The organism is Moraxella bovoculi, from assembly GCF_000988745.2.
Taxonomy (GTDB): Bacteria; Pseudomonadota; Gammaproteobacteria; order Pseudomonadales; family Moraxellaceae; genus Moraxella; species Moraxella bovoculi.
Map to the genome: position 1 here is coordinate 508729 of NZ_CP011381.2, position 21914 is coordinate 530642.

Annotated in this window: 21 protein-coding genes; 14 read left to right on the forward strand and 7 right to left on the reverse strand. The window is 46.4% G+C overall.

All coding sequences use genetic code 11. The features are described 5' to 3' along the window. Window positions 1-109: 109 nt before the first annotated feature. The 5 genes from AAX10_RS02385 to AAX10_RS02400 all read right to left on the reverse strand — a co-directional run bounded on the left by AAX10_RS02385 (window position 110) and on the right by AAX10_RS02400 (window position 3684). Window positions 110-1039, reverse strand: coding sequence for a hypothetical protein (locus AAX10_RS02385; RefSeq protein WP_046699723.1), 930 nt, complete (start codon window positions 1037-1039; stop codon window positions 110-112). A 121-nt stretch (window positions 1040-1160) separates the two neighbouring features. Further along, window positions 1161-1337, reverse strand: coding sequence for a hypothetical protein (locus AAX10_RS10025; RefSeq protein ID WP_158580284.1), 177 nt, complete (start codon window positions 1335-1337; stop codon window positions 1161-1163). Window positions 1338-1448: 111 nt separating this feature from the next. Further along, a complete protein-coding gene (locus tag AAX10_RS02390; RefSeq protein WP_046699724.1) occupies window positions 1449-1958 on the reverse strand; it encodes an isoprenylcysteine carboxyl methyltransferase family protein in 510 nt (169 codons plus the stop codon). A gap of 146 nt (window positions 1959-2104) precedes the next feature. Beyond that, the gene (hemB, locus tag AAX10_RS02395) at window positions 2105-3109 is read right to left on the reverse strand and encodes a porphobilinogen synthase (RefSeq protein ID WP_036364495.1); all 1005 of its coding nucleotides are present in this window, start codon (window positions 3107-3109) and stop codon (window positions 2105-2107) included. Between the two features lie 101 nt (window positions 3110-3210). Beyond that, window positions 3211-3684 carry an MCR_0457 family protein gene (locus AAX10_RS02400; protein ID WP_149038833.1) on the reverse strand — a complete coding sequence of 158 codons (474 nt, stop codon included), beginning with the start codon at window positions 3682-3684 and terminating at the stop codon, window positions 3211-3213. A 374-nt stretch (window positions 3685-4058) separates the two neighbouring features. Here AAX10_RS02400 and ruvB point away from each other — a divergent pair, with 374 nt between their 5' ends. The 9 genes from ruvB to AAX10_RS02445 all read left to right on the forward strand — a co-directional run bounded on the left by ruvB (window position 4059) and on the right by AAX10_RS02445 (window position 12948). Then, complete coding sequence (gene ruvB, locus AAX10_RS02405) at window positions 4059-5048, forward strand: Holliday junction branch migration DNA helicase RuvB (RefSeq protein WP_046699725.1); 990 nt, start codon at window positions 4059-4061, stop codon at window positions 5046-5048. An 87-nt stretch (window positions 5049-5135) separates the two neighbouring features. Further along, on the forward strand, window positions 5136-5618 hold the full coding sequence (locus AAX10_RS02410; RefSeq protein WP_420812463.1) for a DUF3465 domain-containing protein: 483 nt from the start codon (window positions 5136-5138) through the stop codon (window positions 5616-5618). A gap of 35 nt (window positions 5619-5653) precedes the next feature. Next, entirely contained in the window at window positions 5654-6919 is a 1266-nt protein-coding gene (locus tag AAX10_RS02415; RefSeq protein ID WP_080946993.1) for a phospholipase A, read from the forward strand. Between the two features lie 182 nt (window positions 6920-7101). Then, window positions 7102-7734, forward strand: a complete 633-nt coding sequence (locus tag AAX10_RS02420; RefSeq protein ID WP_149038834.1) for a ComF family protein — start codon at window positions 7102-7104, stop codon at window positions 7732-7734. Continuing rightward, entirely contained in the window at window positions 7734-8255 is a 522-nt protein-coding gene (locus tag AAX10_RS02425) for a type IV pilus modification PilV family protein (RefSeq protein ID WP_046699726.1), read from the forward strand. The genes AAX10_RS02420 and AAX10_RS02425 overlap by 1 nt, the downstream gene beginning before the upstream one ends. After that, window positions 8256-9245, forward strand: coding sequence for a PilW family protein (locus AAX10_RS02430; RefSeq protein ID WP_046699727.1), 990 nt, complete (start codon window positions 8256-8258; stop codon window positions 9243-9245). Continuing rightward, window positions 9242-9880, forward strand: coding sequence for a hypothetical protein (locus AAX10_RS02435; protein ID WP_046699728.1), 639 nt, complete (start codon window positions 9242-9244; stop codon window positions 9878-9880). Before AAX10_RS02430 ends, AAX10_RS02435 begins: the two co-directional genes overlap by 4 nt. Continuing rightward, complete coding sequence (locus AAX10_RS02440) at window positions 9867-11876, forward strand: PilC/PilY family type IV pilus protein (RefSeq protein WP_046699729.1); 2010 nt, start codon at window positions 9867-9869, stop codon at window positions 11874-11876. Before AAX10_RS02435 ends, AAX10_RS02440 begins: the two co-directional genes overlap by 14 nt. Window positions 11877-12192: 316 nt before the next feature. After that, window positions 12193-12948 (forward strand): hypothetical protein, encoded by a 756-nt coding sequence (locus AAX10_RS02445; RefSeq protein WP_046699730.1) that lies wholly within the window; start codon window positions 12193-12195, stop codon window positions 12946-12948. Between the two features lie 136 nt (window positions 12949-13084). Here the strand turns inward: AAX10_RS02445 and pal are convergent, their stop codons facing one another. After that, window positions 13085-13597, reverse strand: coding sequence for a peptidoglycan-associated lipoprotein Pal (pal, locus tag AAX10_RS02450; RefSeq protein WP_046699731.1), 513 nt, complete (start codon window positions 13595-13597; stop codon window positions 13085-13087). A gap of 235 nt (window positions 13598-13832) precedes the next feature. Between pal and pepN the strand changes: the two genes are divergently transcribed. From pepN to AAX10_RS02465, 3 genes are all read left to right on the forward strand, one after another. After that, on the forward strand, window positions 13833-16403 hold the full coding sequence (pepN, locus tag AAX10_RS02455) for an aminopeptidase N (RefSeq protein ID WP_226997802.1): 2571 nt from the start codon (window positions 13833-13835) through the stop codon (window positions 16401-16403). 102 nt (window positions 16404-16505) lie between these two features. Continuing rightward, window positions 16506-17900, forward strand: coding sequence for a 3-deoxy-D-manno-octulosonic acid transferase (locus tag AAX10_RS02460; protein ID WP_080946997.1), 1395 nt, complete (start codon window positions 16506-16508; stop codon window positions 17898-17900). After that, window positions 17897-18607: a 16S rRNA (uracil(1498)-N(3))-methyltransferase gene (locus AAX10_RS02465; protein ID WP_046699734.1), complete on the forward strand. Its 711-nt coding sequence runs from the start codon at window positions 17897-17899 to the stop codon at window positions 18605-18607. Before AAX10_RS02460 ends, AAX10_RS02465 begins: the two co-directional genes overlap by 4 nt. Here AAX10_RS02465 and AAX10_RS02470 read toward each other — a convergent pair. After that, window positions 18576-19403, reverse strand: a complete 828-nt coding sequence (locus AAX10_RS02470) for a methyltransferase domain-containing protein (protein WP_046699735.1) — start codon at window positions 19401-19403, stop codon at window positions 18576-18578. The two genes, AAX10_RS02465 and AAX10_RS02470, sit on opposite strands and share 32 nt — an antisense overlap. 215 nt (window positions 19404-19618) lie before the next feature. On the opposite strand from AAX10_RS02470, the gene AAX10_RS02475 reads away from it, so the two are divergent. Together AAX10_RS02475 and AAX10_RS02480 are read left to right on the forward strand one after the other, a co-directional pair. After that, window positions 19619-20611: a hypothetical protein gene (locus AAX10_RS02475; protein WP_080946998.1), complete on the forward strand. Its 993-nt coding sequence runs from the start codon at window positions 19619-19621 to the stop codon at window positions 20609-20611. 164 nt (window positions 20612-20775) lie between these two features. Next, window positions 20776-21813: an ABC transporter substrate-binding protein gene (locus AAX10_RS02480; protein ID WP_046699736.1), complete on the forward strand. Its 1038-nt coding sequence runs from the start codon at window positions 20776-20778 to the stop codon at window positions 21811-21813. The last annotated feature ends 101 nt before the right edge of the window (window positions 21814-21914 follow it).

A 21914-nucleotide genomic window follows, 5' to 3' on the forward strand; every position in this document is an offset into this window, starting at 1 on the left:
GGGTGGTGCCAGGTCTGATTGATGAGTGTTTTTTGTTAATAAATGAGAAAAAAGTTAAGAATTGAATGAAAAAACCACCTGTAAATGGTGGTTTTGGAGTATGGTGTTACTAGTCATTCAGTAAGTCTATCCCGCCACCCTCAGTGTTATATTCTGAGCATGTTATGGTCTTGGCTTTTTTATTAAATACTAAACTCACAGAGGAGTTTCCTAATAACATTTCATACCCAGTGGGGTTGGTCATATAAGTGTCAATTCTGTAACTTGAACTGGATTCACTATCAGAGTCAGTATAAGATAAATTTGTTTTGACGATTTTTTTCAGTAAATCTCCTTGGTGCTGATAAAAACCTCTTTTATTGAGTTTGTTCTTAATTTCAATCGTTTCTGCAGAGAAATAGTCCTCAATTTGATACTCATTGGGGCTCTGATCTTGATAAGCTAATCGGTTTTCTAGATTAAAAGCCGTGTGTATTTCTCTGTCGGCACCTATTTTGTAAGGTAGCACGTGAGTGGCCAATATTTTTTCTTCCACTCTAAAATCTATAGGATCTTCGCTTTCAAAATCAAAGTTTTCAAGGTTGTCATCGCTATAAAAGTATTGGTACTCTACTTCATTTACCCAGTAATGTTTTGTTCCTGCTTTTTCTGTTTTCCTGCCATCGCTAAGTGTAAAGGTAGGCAAAAGATCGAAAAATTTAGTGTTGGCAAACTCTATAGTAATGCCGGATCCATCTCCAACTGCCAAAGGAGGAGATATTTTTTTGATTGGATGTCCAAAAGCTACAGCATTTTTAAGGTTTAAATCCCCATACTGTGAAATGCTAGAAATACTCGACCTCAATGATTTTGGCAATCTTGGATAGCTAGGTTTTAAGGTAATTTCATTATAGGTGGGTTTGAACATGGTTTCTATAGCTCTAAAATCACAACTATTCTGCATCTCTTTCAAGTAAGGTGTCCAGTCAATAGGAGTAGCATTTGCGACTGTTGTTATTGTTGCTAGTGTGAGAAAGGGTAGTGTATTTTTTATCCACATGATATTTTATCCTTTTGAAAATGATTAGGTGCTTACACACCTATATCTTATGTTTTGTCTTAATTTGAGACATTTTGTTGGGACATGGAGTTTTCCTGATTTTTTGTGAAAATTAACGGGTTTATTCTAGCATGATTTTTGGGGTGGTGCTAGGTCTGATTGATGGCAAAAAGATGCCACTTGTCCAAGAAAGTAGCACATCAAAAATACAAAAATCAACGCATTCACCCCAGCTTTTGGCATGATGACAGTGATTGATGGGTTTGGCATGACAAAGCCGCCGTGTGTCAGACGCCATGATGCGTTTGTTCTTTTTTGAAAACCTCAGGCTTTAAAAAATCCCCCATCAGCACTAGGCCGTGGGGGTGATACAAGCGTGAACTGATAAGCTACGTGATTCGCAGCTGAATCAAAACAGATGCTTCATCGCCAGTTCTTCTTGACGAATACGAATAAAAAGCAGCACGCCATAGATGGGCAAGCCGATGAATAAAACCCACCAAGCCTGACAAAGCAGGGCGATGCCAATGAGTTCTGGTATGATGTTCAAAAAATAATTGGGGTGTTTGAAAGTGCGAAACAACCATGAGCGGTTGATGGTGTGATTGGGCAAAATGTAGACTTTGACCGTCCAAATCTCGCCAAGTGCCTTGATGATGAACCAAAGCACAAGCAAAGAAGCGCTTACCATCACTGCACCAACGGCAGAGATGACATTAAACTGTACGCCAGCGACGACAGCACTCACCAACGCAGAAAAATAATAAACGATGTGTGCAGTAGCAAGCAATTTGGAGTGGCGTTCACCAACTTGGGTTGCACCTTTTTTGATGAGAGCCTTTTCATGTTTGATGGAGATGTTCAAAAAATACAAACGAATGGCAAAAAAAATCACAAAAAATACCACGATGGCGGTCATGTTTCTTTCCTAATAAATAAAAAAGTAGAGGTGATGTGGGTATAAGTCTGGCTCATTCAGACCAGCGAAGGATAAATCAAGTGAGTAGGGCTGACGAATCAGACAGCTTGCAAAAGCTGGTGTGCCATCAGCACCCATCGTGAAAATCAGGCATTCATCATGCGAGCTGCTTTTAGGGCAAAATAAGTCAAAATGCCATCACAACCTGCACGCCTAAATCCCAGCAGGCTTTCTAAAATCACGCTATCAGCCAGCCAGCCGTTTTGAATGGCTGCCATGTGCATGGCGTATTCGCCAGAGACTTGATAGGCAAAAGTCGGTACACCGAAGTTGTCCTTGACCTCACGCACGACATCTAAATAGGGCTGACCAGGCTTGACCATCACCATGTCTGCCCCTTCACTGATGTCCAAAGCCACCTCGTGCAGAGCCTCGCTTCGATTGGCAGGGTTCATCTGATAGCCTTTTTTATGCCCTTTAAGATTGCCAGCACTGCCGACAGCATCACGGAATGGTCCATAATAAGCAGAAGCATATTTGGCAGAGTATGCCATGATGGCGGTGTTGTGATGACCCTCAGACTCCAGTGCCTCACGCATCGCACGAATGCGACCGTCCATCATGTCGCTTGGCGAGATTACATCTGCCCCTGCTGCTGCATGAGTCAGAGTTTGTTTGACCAAAGCTTCTATGGTCTCATCATTTAGCACATACCCTGTGGTGTCGATGATGCCGTCTTGACCGTGTGTGGTATAAGGGTCAAGGGCGACATCGGTCATGACAATCATATCAGGACAGGCGTCTTTAATCTTGCGAACGGCGCGCACAGCAAGCGTGTCTGAGTGATAGGCATTTTCGCCATTAGGGCTTTTTAATACAGGGTCAATCACAGGGAAAATATCCACCATGCGCACGCCCTCATTATATAGCTGCTTGACGTAATCTATGGTCAGATCAATCGACAATCGCTCAACGTCAGGCATGCTTTTGATGCTTTGGCGTTCGTTCTTGCCCTCGATCACGAACAGCGGCGCAATGAGATGACAAGGCTTTAGGTGTGTCTCAGCGACCATGTCTCGAATGCCATCAGACACGCGCAGGCGTCTCATGCGAGTCAGGGGGAATTGACGATTAAAGGTGTGATTTGACATGATGATTCTCAGTATTGTTATGTAATTATTTTTTGCTTATCTTATCAAAATTTTGACAAATAAAAAAGCCGACTTTTAGACGGCTTCTTATAATAATAGATTTAGAATTCAACTTCAGCGAACTGTAGGCATAATTTGCGATTTTGGGCTTTTGGATAGCTTGCTGTCCATGCGCGCACGCTATTTAGGGCACTGCGATAATTGCGCTGTGAATGCATTCGGCGCAGTGTGTCGTTTGGGCTGGCGGATGTTGGAATGAATGAGCGTAATTGTTGGTTATAAGCGCGGGTAAATGCAATGCGCTGATTGGCAGTCAGCATGGGCGGACAGATCTCAGACAACACCTGCACCAAAGCAAGCTCATAATGCGTCACCGCCAAATCCGGCTCAGATGACTGATAAGACGTGCCGTGAGTCGCCATGAAGCGTGGATTGGCGTGGGCAAAATTCATCACGCTCGCCAAAGCCATCATCATGCATATGATTGACTTCAAATTAAGATGAGTACGAACAACGCCGAATGAGCACGCGATGGATGGCGATGACAAGGCGTTTGAGACTTTAGTGATGACCATGCAAAAAATACGCTAAATTTAAGCTGCGTATATAATAAATCTTCACGCCAAAAAAGTCATATAAAATCCTTGGTGAAAGTGTTGTGTTATTGTTTATTTCCTCAAAAATTAGCAACACGAGTGTAAATTTGGTAATATTAACTTTAATAATTTATTGATAAATCATTGAAAGTTATGATTATTTTGTGATTTAAAAATAATCACCATGGCGACAATCTGTCTTATACGTTAACAGATGATTACAATTTGACAGATTTGACTTTATCTATAAGGTGCGATACGGACAATGCCTTGACAAGAATGGTGGCGACAAAAAACCAAAAATCCTTTATACTATTTGTTATTTTTACAACACCCTAAGAACAAGAGTCACAATGAGTCAAAACCGCCTAATCGACCCCAATCCAAAAAAAGACGACGCATTAGATCGTGCGATACGCCCTGCAACTTTGTCTGATTATATCGGACAACCTAAGGTTCGTGAGCAGATGGAGGTCTTTATTACGGCGGCCAGACAGCGCCAAGAAGCTCTTGATCATACGCTTATTTTTGGGCCGCCAGGGTTGGGTAAGACAACGCTTGCCAACATCATCGCGCGTGAAATGGGCGGTAATCTACGTTCAACATCAGGTCCTGTACTTGAGCGGGCTGGGGATCTGGCGGCGATGCTGACCAATCTTGAAGAAGGCGATGTGTTATTCATTGATGAAATTCATCGTCTAAGTCCTGTCATCGAAGAGATACTATACCCTGCGATGGAAGATTATCAGCTTGATATCATGATTGGAGAAGGCCCTGCCGCGCGTTCGATTAAGCTTGATTTACCGCCTTTTACTCTAGTGGCAGCGACCACGCGTGCAGGGCTGTTGACCGCGCCTTTGCGAGATCGATTTGGTATCGTGCAGCGACTTGAATTTTATAATGTGGCTGATTTGACGACCATTGTTGAGCGTGCGGCGAGACTGATGGGTATTGCCATGGACAAGGGTGGGGCGATCGAGGTGGCTCGGCGAAGTCGTGGCACGCCTCGTATCGCCAATCGTCTGCTGCGTCGTGTTCGCGACTATGCAGAGGTGAAGGGCGATGGTTTGGTAACCGAGTACATGGCAAGTTCAGCGCTAGACATGCTGTCAGTGGACAAGCAAGGACTTGATCATCTTGATAGACGCTATTTACTCATGCTAAAAGATCGCTTCGATGGCAGACCTGCGGGCGTGGAGGCGATTGCTGCGGCGATGGCAGAAGACAGAGGGACGCTAGAAGATGTGATCGAGCCTTATTTGATTCAGCAAGGCTACATTCAGCGCACACCAAAAGGGCGAATCTTACTTGATAAAGCACTGTCAATCGACATTCAAATGTAGTGATTTGTTAAAAATCTTTAAATTTTGATATAAAACTGATAAAAATCAAGCTAAAATATACCTATTTTACCCAACGATGACATGCCTATGAATGTAATGGCTAAGGTGTTGTCTGTATTTGTCCTAGGCGTATTGACGCTATCAGGCTGTGAATTAGACAACCCAACCCAAAAGCAACATGTCGCTGAGTCAATTTCTGCCAAGACTCAGCAATCATCTGCACAGCAATTTTGCAATAATCAGCTTATCATCGATAGCTATCATCAGCAGCGTTCAGACGTCCAAGTGCGAGGCTGTGGTGGTGTGGCAGCGATATTGCCTGATGACAATAAGGGTTCTCGCCATCAAAAGTTCATCGTCCGCCTAGAAGACAGCAAGCACACGGTGCTGATTGCGCATAATATCGACCTTGCACCGCGAGTGGCGAAGCTCAAAAAAGGCGATGACGTGGGGTTTTATGGTGAATATGAATACACCGATAAAGGCGGTGTGGTGCATTGGACGCATCATGATCCAGCGGGTCGTCATCAAGGTGGCTATATCGAACATCAAGGTGAGCGCTTTGAATAAGCGTAATCAAAGATTTTTTAAAACTAGGTATCATTATGAATACTCATATCTTTACAAAAACAGCGCTCGCAGCGACGCTATTGATTGCGATGAATGCGATTGCTAACGATGGTGTTGAAACCGTACTAACTGCCACGCCTGAAGTAGCGACAGAGGTTGTTGATGTTGCGGCGACCGACGTCATTGATGCGCCGATTAAGAGTCGTGTTGAGGGCGATTCTTTGTTTTATGAGTGTATGGCGGTGGTCAGTGGTGCGGCGCGTTTGGCGTGTTTTGATTCGATCGCTAAAGGCAACACGCCTGCCGTGCTTCAACAAAAACAACCAATCGCATTGGGTGAGACCATCCGTAGCATTACTGGTAAGCGCCAAGTGGTGTTCGCTGAGCCATTCGCCCAAGATACTGTTGAGCACACGACTGATAGCAATGCCAATGTAGCAATCAATGAAGCCGAAGTGCAGCGTCTGGCCAGCAAACATACACCGCTGTCACTAAGCTATGATTTGGACAAAAACAGTGAAGCAGGACTGTGGCGTGCACGCCCACATAACCCTGTGTATATCCTGCCGATGTATCTTCATGGCAAGCCAAACCGTCATCCTGGCACACCAACTCAAGAAACCTGGCATTATACACCTAATGAGCAGCGCGCCCTGGAGCTAAAATTCCAATTGTCATTAAAATCAAAAATGATGGAGGATGTCTTTGGGACGAATGCAGACCTATGGTTTGGCTATACCCACCTGGCGCACTGGCAGGTTTATAATGAGGATAATTCTCGCCCATTCCACGCCCATGACTATGAGCCAGAAGTATTTGTTACGCAGCCTGTATCGGCGGATCTGCCATTTGGTGGTCGTCTAAGAATGCTTGGTGGTGGCTTGGTGCATCACTCTAATGGCGAAGGGGAGCGGTTGTCACGCTCATGGAATCGTGCCTACATGATGGCAGGCATGGAATGGGGCAAGCTGACTGTCATGCCGCGTCTATGGGGTCGCATCCTAAAAGAGGGCAATGACGCGCAGCCTGACGACAACCCAGACATCCTAGATTACTACGGCTATGGCGATGTAAAATTCCTTTATCAACTGGATAATAAAAAAAACATCTCAGGCACAGCGCGCTACAACCCAAAAACAGGAAAAGGTGCGCTACAGCTAGACTACGTACATCCTATCGGTAAAGGCATCAGCGGCTATGTGCAGCTGTTCCAAGGTTATGGTCAGTCGCTGATCGACTACAACCACGAGGCCACATCGATCGGTGTGGGTGTGATGTTAAACGACTGGATGGGTCTATAAATAGGCGCCTAAATCACTCTGCGCGTACCACATTGGTGCGCGTACCTCCTTATTTTTTGGCAGTACAGGCGCAAAGATGGCATCGCCTTTGTGCCTTATGTCATGAACCTGTTTATTCTTATGTATGCCATGCATCTAAAGATGATCGCGCTAAGCTTGGTAGATTTAAACTGTTCAAAAGTATGGCTAATACCCACCTGTTGTGTGATACTTGCCATCAACTAATGACATGGCGACTGCCACCGGTTCGTCTAAAAGCATTAACTGGCGTCTCTGGCAATCCTTCATTTTTTCATTTATATTTTGCCACGTATTATCAATATCCTACCAATCAAGCGCTTAATCAATTTAAAGATCATGAGAGCCTCTCTGCGTTAATGATATTGATTCATGCGCTGCGCCAATTGCCAAAACCCGTGGGCTGTCATGCCAAGAACACCGCCATCGTTCCCATGCCGACCACCGATAAGCGCTTGGTCAAGCGTGGTTTTTATCCTGTGATGGTGCTCGCCAAATGGCTGGCGCACCATTGGGGGTTGTCGATCTGGCAGGGCTTGGGTCGTATCGCTGACAGTAATCGTCAGCGAGGTCTGAATCGGCAGGCGCGACTTGACAATATTCAAGATGCTTTTGTGTTAAATGATGCGCCGCCTGTCAGACAGCTGATATTATTTGATGACGTGGCGACCACGGGTACGACGATTCAAGCGGCTGCAGGTACAATCATGCGACATTCCCCAGATACAAGAATCATCGCAGTGTGTGCCGCACATGGCACGGCACAGATGTCGCTGCTACAGACCAAGGAGGGATGATGCGCGCGCAGAAGGGCTTTAGTCTAATTGAGGTGTTGGTGGCGCTATTGATTCTGTCTATGGTAGTACTTGGATTTTTGATGGTGCAAATGAAGTCGCTGCACCAGAGCCAGAGTGCTACCATGCGCGCACATGCGGTATCAGCGATGAGCGCTCAGGCAGAGTTGCTAAGAGGTGTGTCAGATGATGCTCGAGATGGGCACGAGCGACTGCTCAATCACTTAAACCAAGGCACAGGGATTGATCAGATGAACCATTATCAAAAATCCATCCTAGCGGTGAGCCTGCCATGTCATGTCAAGAGCTGTAGCGAAGAGATGTTTATTCGGCATCAAGGATTGCAGATCGCCAAGGCTGCCGCCGTGCACGGCATTCGCCTTAATATCTTACCATGCGATAATCAGCGATGTCTCATCGCAGCGTGGGGCGAGACACCTGCACGTATTGCCGCTGATGGTTGTATGAATGCAAACGGAAGCATCAACCCAGGTGCGACGTGCATGGCCATGGTGGTGTACTAGATGAAGCATGCGCGTGGATTTACCTTAATTGAGATGATGGTGACGCTATTCATTGGTGTGGTGATTGCATTGATGGCAGGGCAATTATACATATTAAGCATGCGCACAGCGATAAGCCAAGAGCGCGCTGCCGAAGAGATTAATCATCAGTCCTTTGTGCTGCCCAACATGATTAGTAATGTGCGCTTAGCTGGGTTGGGTATTGATGGCTCGGTGCTAGATCGTCCGAATCCTATGGGCGTGCTGATCGATGCAGATCAGCTTTCAAGACAAGAAACCCCTAACAACATCGACCGCTATCTGACAGGCGCATCTAGGGCAGGCCGACTCAATCGGATCAATATCCCATCTGAACAGCTTACCATCATCTATCGTGCACCGCAGGACATGTGGGACTGCGAGGGTGATATTGCGCTAGGTCCTAGACGTGTGCGTCTAAAGGGTGGCGAGATGGCGCAGGTGGATGGGCAAGTGGTGATAGAGCGGTATTTTGTGCAGGCAGATGATGGTGTGATGAATCTACGCTGTGATGCCGCTCGGTTTGCACCTGAGAGTATTAAGCGCGACAGCACAAGAGATCGTAAATTCTCCCAAAGTTCAACAAGCTACATTAATGCCATCATTGACTCTGATGCCAAAGATACCAAAAAGGCTAACGTCGTATACGGACTGGGCAGGCAAGGTGCAATCATGGCGAGTCATGTGGAGGGATTGTGGGTGCAATTGGGCGTCCAAATGCCCGACGGCATTCGCCTGATGACCATAGCAGATTATCAAAAATCAAAAATACAAGAACCGATTGTAACGATCAATCTGGCACTGCTGAGCCGTTCGGTAACGCCATTGTCTGATGGTGAGGCCCCAACACAATCGTTTGATGTATTTGGCACGATGGTTCATGTAAACGAGGGCGGCGCCAATTACGACAGACAGCTCCATCAGATAAGTATCGCCCTAAGAAATGTCAAGTATGCAGGAGATGCACCATGAGATATGGGTATCGCAGGCAAGAGGGCGGGTTTGTGCTGTTAATTGTACTGGTGGCGGTGCTGCTGGTTGTCGGTATCTCTGCGCTAGCCATTCGCCAAAGCCTTAATGATGCGCGATTGTCTTTTACCACAGGTAAAGCGAATGAGCTGTTTGTGGCGGCAGATGCGCCATTGGCGATGGTAAAAGATGGACAGATATTAACCGTCGATCAAGGCATGCTTGATAAGCTCATCTCTTACCATCAGAATCTACCAAACGATGACAACCTTGTGATTGCACATTTATGCTATGACCTAGCGTTAGGTCAGGGTAATTTTGTGCCATCTAGAATGGTGATAGCGCCTGCTTCCATGACATGCCAAGATAATCAAGTATTGCTTTGGCTGTCTTTGCGTGCAGATACGGGCGATGCGGATGATTTTAGTCATGTGCCATCAGGTGTGCCATTGGATGATTTGCAGATGGTGGATGGTGTTGATTTGACTAATTATCATCTTACGGTGCATGCGTTTGCAGCTGAGCGACAGATAGGTGCTAGCTGTACTGCCGAGCCGATACAAGTCAAGCGATGTCTTATAGATGAAGGTGTCATGCATCAGATGTTGGTGCAGGAGTTTTATTATGGTTATGAATAATCGTCTTGTTAAGGCTGTTTTGGCGGTCTTGATAATGATCTTTGGCATCTCAACGAGTTGGGCGCAGTTATTCACCCAAAGTGTATTGGCGGATGAATCCTGTCTGAGCGCTCCGTCGCTAACCAGTATGATGACGCATGACAATCATGCCTATATCACTACAGTGTATCCTACAAAATATGGTCCACAGGGCAATCTTCTAAAATATCGAACCCAATCAGGCGTTATTATGGATAGAAATAATCTACCCATTTATCGTAACGGATCCGTATTTTTGAGTGCTGACCTTTGGGCGGCAGGCGCGAACTTTGATCAATTTGGCGCTAAAGGCATGCTGTCGCGGCATAAGTCGGATGGTCATTTGTGGATGTCTGCTGATAAAAGTAGCAACAAGCTTATCAAGGTGTCCCCCAACAATGTCAATCTGCCAGCAGGCTATACAGATGATGAATTGCAACACATCAGGCGCGCTATCGGTATTGATTCGTCCACCGTACCGATTGGTGCGGTTATCTACCCGCCGAGCATTCATATGCCTACAGGTGTAATGATCTATGGTGATTCATTGGGCGTGCTGCGCATGGTGGATGCGTCGACAGGCGGGCAAATCATGGCGTACATGCCTCGCCGAATTCTTGGTGCGCAACTTGGTTTGGATGCGCAATGGTCGCTGCATGAGGTGCGCATGGATGGTAAAGCAAGACTGATTGCAATTGGTGGTTTTGGTCGGAGTGCCGCAGGAATGATGGCATTGGATGTAACTGATGTCACCAAAGGCGGTTCGCCCAAGGTGCTCTATGACATCGCACCAAATGCTAGCTTCGATCGTCTAAGCTATATTCATGCGCCCATTTCTTTGGGATATATTAAACAGACGGATCAGAGCCGTGCGGTATTTGTCTTTGGTGGCGGCGTGGATGGCTGCTATGAGAACAATGTAGCGAGTTGCCAAAAGTCTGCCGCGAATGGTGCCGTCATTTATGTTATCGATGCACTAACTGGCCAAAAAATAACCAAATGGCAAAATGACAGCTTGAATCTTCAAGACATGCGCCACAGCTTCGGCGGTGAGCTGACCTTGGTGGATCGACAGCGCGATGGTATGTTTGACCATGTCTATGCCGCAGATTTGGGCGGGCAAATTTTTCGTATTGATGTCGGTGCTGATTTTATGAATGCGCAAGCAGTGCGTATCTTTCATGCCAATAATAACAACTTGCCGATATTTGATAAAAATCGCACCCATTTTTATCAAAAACCCGTCGTCAGCATTTACCCCTCTGGCGATTACGCTGCACAAATGGACGCTAGGCGATTTGCGCTGATAACCATCGCTTCAAATGATCAAAGTATCGTAGATGGCAAGCCAAATCATGTTTATGGCATCTTTGATAAAGGATTGATCAATCGTAAGCGTTATTCTACCATCTCAAAAAATCAGCTCGAACCCATCAGTCCTGCAAGCGCACCATCACAAAGATCCATCGCACGTTCTGCAGGCTGGTATCATAAGCTTCAGATTAACGGCAATGATGCGGTGACTGTTATGGGCGGAGGGGTTGTTGTACCAACATCCAAACGCTCATCTAAGCGCGGCGTGCATGGTATGTATCAGTTAAGTGTGATTCAGCCTAAGACTTGCCCGTCTGACACGATAAGTCAGCTACAGACTTATTGTTTGCCATTTGGTGTGTGCTCGCGCGATACGTCGTTACTTTCCAATCAGAATGATGCACCAATCAATAATCAAAGTGCATTGATATCACCCATCATTCAAGGCGGTTGGACGGCAGGCGTGATGGTAAATGCCCATAGCGGCGTGATGTCTTGGCAGTTATTGCATCCAAGTGCGGATGATCGATTGAATATTGATGGCGTTAATATGAATGATTTTGATGAGTCCAATGCTGAGAATAACTCGCTTGCCATACAAATACTTCGCACCATTCGTCCGACACGTTGGTATGATGTACGAAATATAGGCGATAATTATTAAGAATAGATTTTTTGACTGGTTGAATTTTAAACAAAGGCTTATTGGGTTATAAAAAATATAATTTTCTGATAGCGATCGCGGTAGGCTTGAGTATTATGAACTTTGTATAGCTTATGTAAGTAATTTAGCTTTTGTTACCCGACTGCGTACAACAGTGGTTATAAATCATACAAAGCTATACAAAACTATACAAAACCATCAATAACATCGCTGGACAAATCCGCTGAAATCGTTTTAAATAAGCCCACAACAAACAACACGCTAAATGTAAGTTAAATGAGTTAGTCTTACATGGTTTGTATTTTAGGAGAAATCTATGAAAACCCTTAAACTATCAATGTTTGGTGCAGCTGTACTGCTATCAACCAGCGCGATGGCAAATATTGTGACCGATACTGGTGCAACTTTGGTGGATGGCACTAAGACATTCTTTAAAACTGCAACCAACCCTGCAGCAGTGAGCCTAGAAGTAGGTTCGTTAGGCTATGGTGCTAACATCGCTTGGGCTGCCAACGATCGCGTTGAACTGCAAGCAGGTTGGGCTGGTGGTAACATCGCAGAAGCCATCAACGATAACTTCGACGCTAATGGCGTAAACTACCAAGTAGAGACTGATTTTTCTAACCCATACTTAGGCGTACAGCTTCGCCCAGCGGCGAACTGGTTTACGGTTGGTGCAGGTGTGATTGTCCCTGATAACGAAATCAAAGTACGTGCTAACCCAAATAGCAATGGTACTTATCGTATCGGCGGCACTGATTATAACCAAGATGAAGTTGGCACTTTGGAAGGTACCCTTGAGCACCGCAATAAATTAGCGCCTTATTTGACCTTTGGCTTCCGTCCAAACATCGGCAATAACTGGGGTATATTTGGTGAAGTTGGAGCTACCTATCTAGGCAAAGCAGATGCTAATATCACTGCAAACGGAACAGGTCGTGCAGCTGATGTTAATGGTCAGAATGAGATGTCCGTTGATTCTTTGGCAGCTCAAGCAGAGCGTGACATCGAAGCTAAAGACTATGCAAACTGGTTCCCAATCGTAAAAGTTGGTGCAACTTACCGCTTCTAATCAGATTTCTGATAAAAAACAGCCCGTTTATTCGGGCTGTTTTTATTTTGATATTTTAGAAGTAAAAAGTACACTTCCGTAAAGTTAAATAAATAAGCCCAAGATATCTCTTGGACTTATTTATTGTTATTTTAACTTAGTAAGACAATTCAGCGCGGCGGTTCTGTGACCAATTAGCTTCACCAGTGCCCACAGCTACAGGGCGCTCTTCACCAAAGCTGACGATCTTAATGTGTGAAGGATTGACACCTTGAGCAGCTAGGTAAGCACGCACCGCAGCAGCGCGACGCTCGCCCAGTGAGATGTTATATTCACGTGAACCGCGCTCGTCAGTATGACCTGCGATCAGCACGCGAGCACCGCTATTGGCTTTCAAAAAGTCAGCTTGGGAGTTTAATGTTTGTGCGGCAGAAGCGCGGATGGCATCTGAGTCAAAGTCAAAATACACCACGCCTTGTAAGTTGGCAGCGACAGCTTTGATTTCATCGCTGTTATCAACAAGTTTGCCGCCATGATAGGCAGGACCAGTATAGCCTGAGATGCTGATAGGGGCAACGAGAACTTCTTGGCTTTTTGGCTTGCTGGCACAGCCTGCAGTTAGTGCAATGATGGCTGCGCCCAGTAGGGCTGCCTTAATCCGTGATGACATGGTAACTCCAATGTGAATGAATGTTTAAAGTGGTATGCTTATGATGACAAAGTTAAGAAAATTTTACAAGTGACTTTTTTGTGGTGGTTGGTGATTGGCATGGATTTGTATTGCTGTTAGGTGCTGATCTTAAAGATAAAATTGATCGTAGTGATTAATAAAATAATAACAATGAGGGCTTTTTTTGGTGTTGGATTTTTGGTAGTATGGTGGGATTTTGATGATGGAGTTTATGATGACTGACAACGCTTTGACCAAAGTTTATCTTAAAGATTATACGCCACCTGCTTATCAGGTGACGGCCATTAACCTTGACATTAAGCTGTATGATGATCATGCCACCGTGGATGCTCGCTTATCCGTAAAGCGTGAACATGATGGTAAGCTTGTACTATTGGGTCGCGGACTTGAGCTATTAGAGATATCAGTAGATGGTGCGCCATTGTCTGATGACCAATACAGTTTGGACGATGAGCAGCTGATTATCCATGAGTTGCCTGATGAGGCGATGATTGAGACTTCGGTAAAAATCTGGCCGCAGACCAATACCGAACTAGAAGGCTTGTATCAAGCGGGTACGGGCGATGAGGTGATGTTCGTCACACAGTGTGAGCCTGAGGGTTTTCGCAAAATTACCTTCTATCCTGACCGCCCTGATGTACTGGCTGAATTTACCACTCGCGTGGAGGCTGACAAAAAATACAAAACTTTACTTGCCAACGGAAACTTAATTGAAAGTGGTGAGCTGGGTGATCGTCATTATAGCATCTGGCACGATCCTACGCTAAAGCCAAGCTATCTGTTCGCCTGTGTGATCGCTAATCTTGAGGTCATGCAGGATCATTATACGACCAGTGAAGGTCGTGAAGTACTACTAGAAATCTATGCCACCAAGCATGATTTGGATAAGTGCCACATTGCCATGCAGGCACTTAAGGATTCGATGAAGTGGGATGAGGATAATTACGGCTGTGCGTATGATCTAGATCGCTATATGATTGTGGCGACAGGTCAGTTTAACATGGGTGCGATGGAGAATAAGGGCTTAAATATCTTTAATACATCATGCGTGCTTGCCAGTCCCGAGACGACCACGGATGAGCGAATTTTTCAGGTGAAGTCTGTCATTGCGCATGAATATTTTCATAACTGGACGGGTAATCGCGTGACGTGTCGTGATTGGTTTCAGCTTTGTCTCAAAGAGGGCTTGACTGTATTTCGAGATCAGAGTTTCTCGGGCGATTTTCGCTCAAAGGCTGTGCAGCGCATCGAAGATGTTGCTGTATTGCGCGCGCATCAGTTCGTTGAAGATGCAGGTCCATTATCGCACCCTGTGCGCCCCGAGAGCTTTGTGGAGATTAATAACTTCTACACCTTGACCATCTACGAAAAAGGCGCAGAGATTGTACGCATGATCGCGAATCTGCTGGGCAAGGATGAATATCGCCAAGGCACGGATGAGTACTTTCGTCGCCATGATGGGCAAGCAGTGACGATTGAGGATTTCTTATCAGCGCTATCAATCGGCGATGAAAGAGTGCTCGACTTTTTGGCTTGGTATCGTCAGCCTGGCACGCCCGAGGTGTCGGGTGGCTTTGTGGTGAATGACAGTCGTGTGATTGTCAATCTATCCCAAAAAACTCGCCATGTGGCTGGCTATGATGCACCTGTGGCATTACCAATCCCTGTGGATACAGCGATTTTTGATGGCAATACTGGTAAATTATTGGCGCAAAAAATGCTGTTATTGACCAAAGAGCGCGACAGTTTTGTCTTTGAAGACATTAACTTATCATCGGGTGCGCGTCCGATTGTCTCAGTGCTGCGCAATTTCTCTGCGCCTGTGAAGCTTGACTTTGAATATAGTGATGAAGATCTGGTGAAGTTGGTGGCTTTTGAGACCGAAGGGTTTAACCGTTGGCAGGCGCTGCAGACATTGGTCAATCGCCTATTGCTTGGCAAATCTGATAATGTATCACTACTAACCCAAACTCTGCCCAAGGTCATCCCTGAGCTTATGAAAACGGATGCCATGCTGGCGGCGCGTCTGTTTGACATACCAAGTGAGCAAGAGCTTGCGGCAGCTTACGAGTCGAATTATCAGCCGACACTCGTCAAGCAAAAACGCGACGCTCTTAAACAATCAATCGCGGCAAGCCTAAAAGACTTCGTTGGTGATTGGTATCAGGCACTACCTATTGAGACTTATCAAGATGAGCCTGAAGCGAGAGGACGTCGTCAACTAAGAAATGTCCTGCTAAACATCGCCCTAGCGGCAAGTGTGGCAGAGGCAGAAGACTGGGCGTATGCGCAGTATGACAATGCCAGCTGCATGAGTGAGCGCTTAGGCGCGCTGTCCGCGATGGTCGAATTTGATTTGGCGCGCAGTGATGATTATGTGGCTGATTTTTATGATCAATTTAGCGATGAAGATTTGGTGATTGATTCATGGTTTAGTGTGCAGGCGCGCGCTGACAGTCGTGATGTACGATTCATTAAGCAGCTCATGACCAGAGAGGATTATGATTGGAATACACCAAACCGAGTCCGTAGCACACTGCTGGGCTTAGCAGCCAAACCAACCCAACTATGGACAAAAGAAGGCATTGAGCTATTCTTGACCGCGATAGCATCACTGGATGCATTGAACCCAACATTGGCAGCGCGTATGGTGTCATCACTGTCGCGTTGGTACACGCTTGGCGAACCTGATAAGGCTATGGTAAAAGAAGCACTCACAAATCTGCAAAAATTCGTAAAATCTAAGAACGTTCTAGAGTCGCTGAGCAGCATCATTAATGCATGATAAGCCAGCGAGACTCATTTAAAATATACGGCAGGTCATTCTTGCCGTATATTTTTTGCTTATTGGTGAAGTTTCTTTTACAATGACATGGTTTACAGTAGAATGAATAACATAATGAAGCCGCCCATTTATTACCCCATCGCCATACGTCTTGCCATGCCGATTTACCGCCAGATGGTCAAAAAAAAATCACGCCATTTGCCGACTTTGGATAGAGAGTTGAATGAGCGTTTTGGCGAACATTATCAACCTGTGCCAAATAGTTCATCGCAAACTATTGTTGATAAGGCTGTGGATAAGTCTGGTTCGGATGCCATCAATCAAGACTTTTCAAGAGGTGTCATCTGGTGTCATGCGGTGAGTCTTGGCGAGCTAAACACCGCTTACCCACTATTAAAAAACCTAATAAATCAAGGGTTTAAACTATGGATTACGAGTACCACGCAGACGGGATTTAATCGTGTATCGCAGTTGTTCGCAGATAAGCTGGGCGTGGTAGTCAATCATAGCTTCGTGCCTGTGGATAACTTAGCTGTTGTGCAGAGATTCATCAATCATGTCTGTCCTGTGATGGCGATATTTATTGAGACTGAGCTGTGGGCGACGATGCTACATGAGCTAAGCCAGCAAGACATTCCTAGTGTCATGGTGAATGCACGACTGACCCAAAAATCCTATGAAGGCTATGCCAGATTCAGCAAATTAAGCCGTAGCATGATGGCAAACCTTAGCGCCATCATCGCCCAAGATGAAGAATCTGCTAAGAGATTCCGACAGCTTGGCGCATCGGATGATAAGGTTGTTGTGATTGACTCTTTAAAATGGTCTAGCTTTGGTCAGCTTGATGATAAGCATGACGAGCTGGCAGCCGAGGCGAACACTTGGCAGCTAAGTGATCATAAGGACGGGCGCAGACCCATATGGATCGCCGCCAGCACCCATGAAGGCGAGGAACGTTTGGTGCTACAGGTGTATCAGGAGCTGATGGCGATGAATGCATCAGCTTTGTTGATCTTGGTGCCTAGACATCCTGAGAGATTTGATGAAGTTGCGCGCCTGTGCGATGAGATGGGATTTAACACAAAAAGACGCTCAAAGAATGACACCATCCATTATGACACCCAAGTATATCTAGCGGATAGTATGGGCGAGCTGCTAGGGTGGTATCAGGTGGCTGATGTTGCGCTCGTGGCGGGGTCTTTGGTGGATAAAGGCGGACACAACCCAATCGAACCTGCGAGCCTTGGCAGGCCTGTGGTTATGGGTCGGTATACCAAGAACTGTGAGATATTGGTGCAAGAATTATCAGGTGTTGGCGCACTAGTACAGACGGATGATTCTGTGGATGATATTGCCAAAGCCTTAAGCAAATGGTTATTTGACAAGGACTTAGCGGTCAAGGCCGGTCAAACCGGCAGGGATCTTGTGATGGATAAGCAGCACGCCGCTGATAAGCAAGCTCAGGTTCTGCTTGACATATTGGCGGGTGTAAGGTGAATGTATTATTACTAAGTGCTCATGACATCGATGGTCAGACAGCTATGATGCAAGATGCCGTCCAAGTCGAACACATCAAGCACGTGCTAAATGCAGATGTTGGCGACACCTTAAAGATTGGCGAGTTGGGCGGACAGCTTGGTACGGGTGTGATTGACTTTATTGATGATAAAGTTGTGTTAAGGGAGGTGCGCCTTGATGCACCGCCTCCTACAAAGCTAGGTGTGACGCTCGTGCTTGCTTTGCCGCGTCCTAAGGTGCTAAGACGCCTAATCATGGACATGACCGCCATAGGTGTGAACCATATCGTGCTGGTGAACAGCTATCGAACCGATAAGAGCTATTGGGGGTCGCCATTATTGGCGCGCCTAGATGAATTTGTCCAAGAAGGGTTGCAGCAGGGTGTGGACACCATCGCACCGAAGATTACTCTAGCGAAGCGTTTTAAGCCCTTTGTGCAGGATGAATTACCCAGCCTGATACGAGATCGTGCGGTGGTGTGTCATCCTTATGCGGATGAGACCTTTTATGCATACAGTCAGGTGCATGGGTTACCAGACTTGATCGTCATCGGCGCTGAGGGCGGATTCATCCCTTATGAGATTGAGCTGTTGGCGTCGGTTGGTGTGACAGCGTTAGGGCTAGGACAGCGCATACTTCGCACCGAAAGCGCGGTCAATGCCGTGCTTGGTCGGTATCTGTCTTAGTAAATTTGGTGGCGATGATGTGCAGATATCGCCCCATTAGGCGAAATGGCAGCTGCGTTGAGTATTTCAGCTCCATCGCGATGACGTCGTCAGGGTTGTTCAGACCGCCGCGCTTTAAGGGTGCATAATCGGAAAACACGCGAATGCCAGAGCGTGCTTGCACATGATAATGGCGAGCGGATAGCCATGATTCAACGTCATCGCTACTGACAGGATTATTCGGGGTGAGAGACTTGTTGTCAGCGGGTTTTGGTTTGTCCAGCTGATAAAAATTACCCATCACCAAATTACGATAAATCAAACTGGCAGGATTATAAAAACACAAAGACAGCGCGCCACCATCCACCAAAAATTCATCAAAAAAATCCATGATCTGCTCAGGCTCCCCGAGCCACTCCAATACTGCATGGCATAAGATGAGGTCAAATTTCTCACCCTGAATGGCAGATGGCAGCTCTTGATAAGGACAGACGATAAAGCGAATGTCATTTAGGCCTTGGTCGGCAGAGCTTTGTTTGGCCTTATCGATCATGTTGGCAGAGATGTCATTGATCGTGCAGTGATGATGTTTGGCGAGATTTAGACTGATTTGGGCAAGTCCTGCGCCCACATCCAGTATTCTAAGCGGACGATTTAACGCGCCAGCCAGCGCACTTACCATTTGGTTGATGTCACGCTCAAGGACGGCAAGGCGGATCTGTCCTTTTAAACCGCCATAGACTTTTTTGGCGAAATGATCGGCGATGGGGTCAAAATTGCGATCAGAGTGGTGCAAATTGGTTGATTGAATTGTCATGATTTGGTAGTATTTTGTAGAAATGAATAAAAAATAATTGGATAACTGTTAAGCAGACATACTTTTGCTTTGTTGTTTGCTTAAAAAGTGACAATAGCTGTGATATAATGCCGACAATTTTGTTGGGCGATTGATGCGTTATTTTATCATAAAAATGCCAAGATGCTTGCAGACTTGCCCAACTCCATGCTTAAATTTAAAGATTCAGGTATTCTATGAAAACACTAAGCGCAGTAAAATATGCGGTGGGTGCCTCTGTGGTGGCGCTTGCTTTGACCGCTTGTACCAAAAATGAAGAATCAAACAACGCCCAAGAGGCGGACATCGTGGTGGCAGAGCCTGTCATCCAAGAGATTCAAGCGGTATGTGATGAGCCAAGCCTGCGCAATCGCTTGGTGGATTCATTGCAGGTTGGTCTGCTTGACAGCGCACTACTTGAAGTGCAAGGTTATGATGATGCGACACGCCTAGGACTTGAGCAGCAGGTTCGCCAAAAGCTCACTGGCGTTGACATCAATCTGCAGAATGTCACTGCATCGGGTGCGACGTGCCGTGCTGACGTGCATTTTACACTGCCAGCTCAAGACATCGCTTATGCCAACAGCGCATTCAAGAATAATGGTCTGACTGAGCTTGATGAGCAGGCGGCAGAAGCAGGTGCTGCATTGGTCGGTGGTAACCGCTTGATTGCCAAGGACTTTGCATATACCATCGAGGATAATAAAGCAGTCATAGGTACCGATAACGCGGTGCTAAGTCTGGTGGCTAAGACTTTGGTGGCGGCTGTTCATGGCATGGCAGATGAATCACACGCCAATGCACAAAATGCCCCAGCTGTACGCCTAGAGCCTGTCCAACCGATCGCTGCGCCACGCATCCAAGAGCGTGAAGAGACGACGCCAACAGCAAGACCTACCCAAACGGTTTATCAAGAACAGCCACAGCAGCGTCCAGCCCAAGCAGAGCCACGCACCCAATCTCGTCCTGAGCCACTACCACGCGCTCAAGCAGAAGCACCAAAGAAAGAGACGCCGCGCCCACAAAGAACCCAAGAGCAGGCACGTCCTAAGGCTGAACCAGCTGCACCGAGTCAAGTTGCACGACCACAGAAGCAAGCTGAGCCAGCTCCTGCACCTGCACCGGCTCAGCAGTCGGTTGCTGATGAGAATGTCGAACTGACAATCGTTGAGAGCAACGACACTTATTGATTTAGCAATGCCAAAAATCCCGAATAATATTCGGGATTTTTTATGGGTGTTTTTAAAATTGTCTTAATAATATGATAAAATGGCAGTTTGTCAAAACGTATTAGCACAACGGAATAATTTCATAGTGTCGAATTTGCCTAGGCAGATTCCTTTTGGAGAAAAAGATGCAAACTTTTAAACTGCAATTATCAGCCATTGCATTATCAGCTCTCGCTTTGGCTGGCTGCAATCAAGAAAAAACAACCGCCCAACCAGCCGAGGCGGACAAAACCACCCAAGACAACACCAAACAACCCAAAACCATCGCCATCTCTGCCATCGTTGAGCATCCTTCGTTGGATGATATTCGTCGTGGCATCGTCTCAGGCTTGGCGGATTTGGGCTATGAAGATGGTCAGAATCTAACCGTCAATTTCCAATCAGCTCAAGGCAACATGGCAACCGCAAGCCAAATCGCCAAGCAGTTCGCCTCCGAGAATCCTGATGCGATCGTCGCTATCTCTACGCCAACCGCGCAGAGTCTGGCCGCTGCCACTCAAACCATTCCTTTGATATATACTGCTGTGTCAGACCCTGTCGCGGCTAAGCTGATCGATAACAACAACGTCGCCACACAGGCGAATATCACAGGCCTATCAAGCCAGCTACCACTCGAGCCACAGATTGAGCTGTTCACTAAAGTTAAGCCTGATGCCAAGCGTATCGGCTATGTCTATAGCCCAGGTGAGGCGAATTCGGTCGCTCTAAAAGATCAATTGATCAAGATTCTGCCTAAGTATGGCATGAGCTTGGTGGACATTCCTGCCAACCGCTCTGCTGACGTGGCAAGTGCGACACGCGCATTAGATGGACGTGCTGATCTTATCTATACGTCTTTGGACAATAACGTCGCGTCAGCGATGGAAGCGATGGTGCAGGTGGCTAATGAGCTTGATTTGCCGATCATTGCGTCCGATGAATTCTCAGTACGTCGCGGCGCAACGGCTGCCTTGGGCGTGAATGACTTTGATTTTGGGGTGACGACCGCTAAGCTGGTCGCAGGCATCCTAGATGGAAAAAACCCAGCAGACATCACGCCTGAAGTCATGAACACACTAACACTGTACATCAGCCCAAAACATGCTGTCGATCAAGGCGTGACTCTTACCGATGAAGTTAAGAAAGACGCGATCGACGTGGATGCGACACCACGTTCACACTAAGACATCCATGAGCTGGCGGCGGATTGTAGGTTTTTTTAACAAATGTTCGTCGCCTTAGCTGCTTTACGAGTGATTTTGCTGATCGATGATTGAAATTTCGT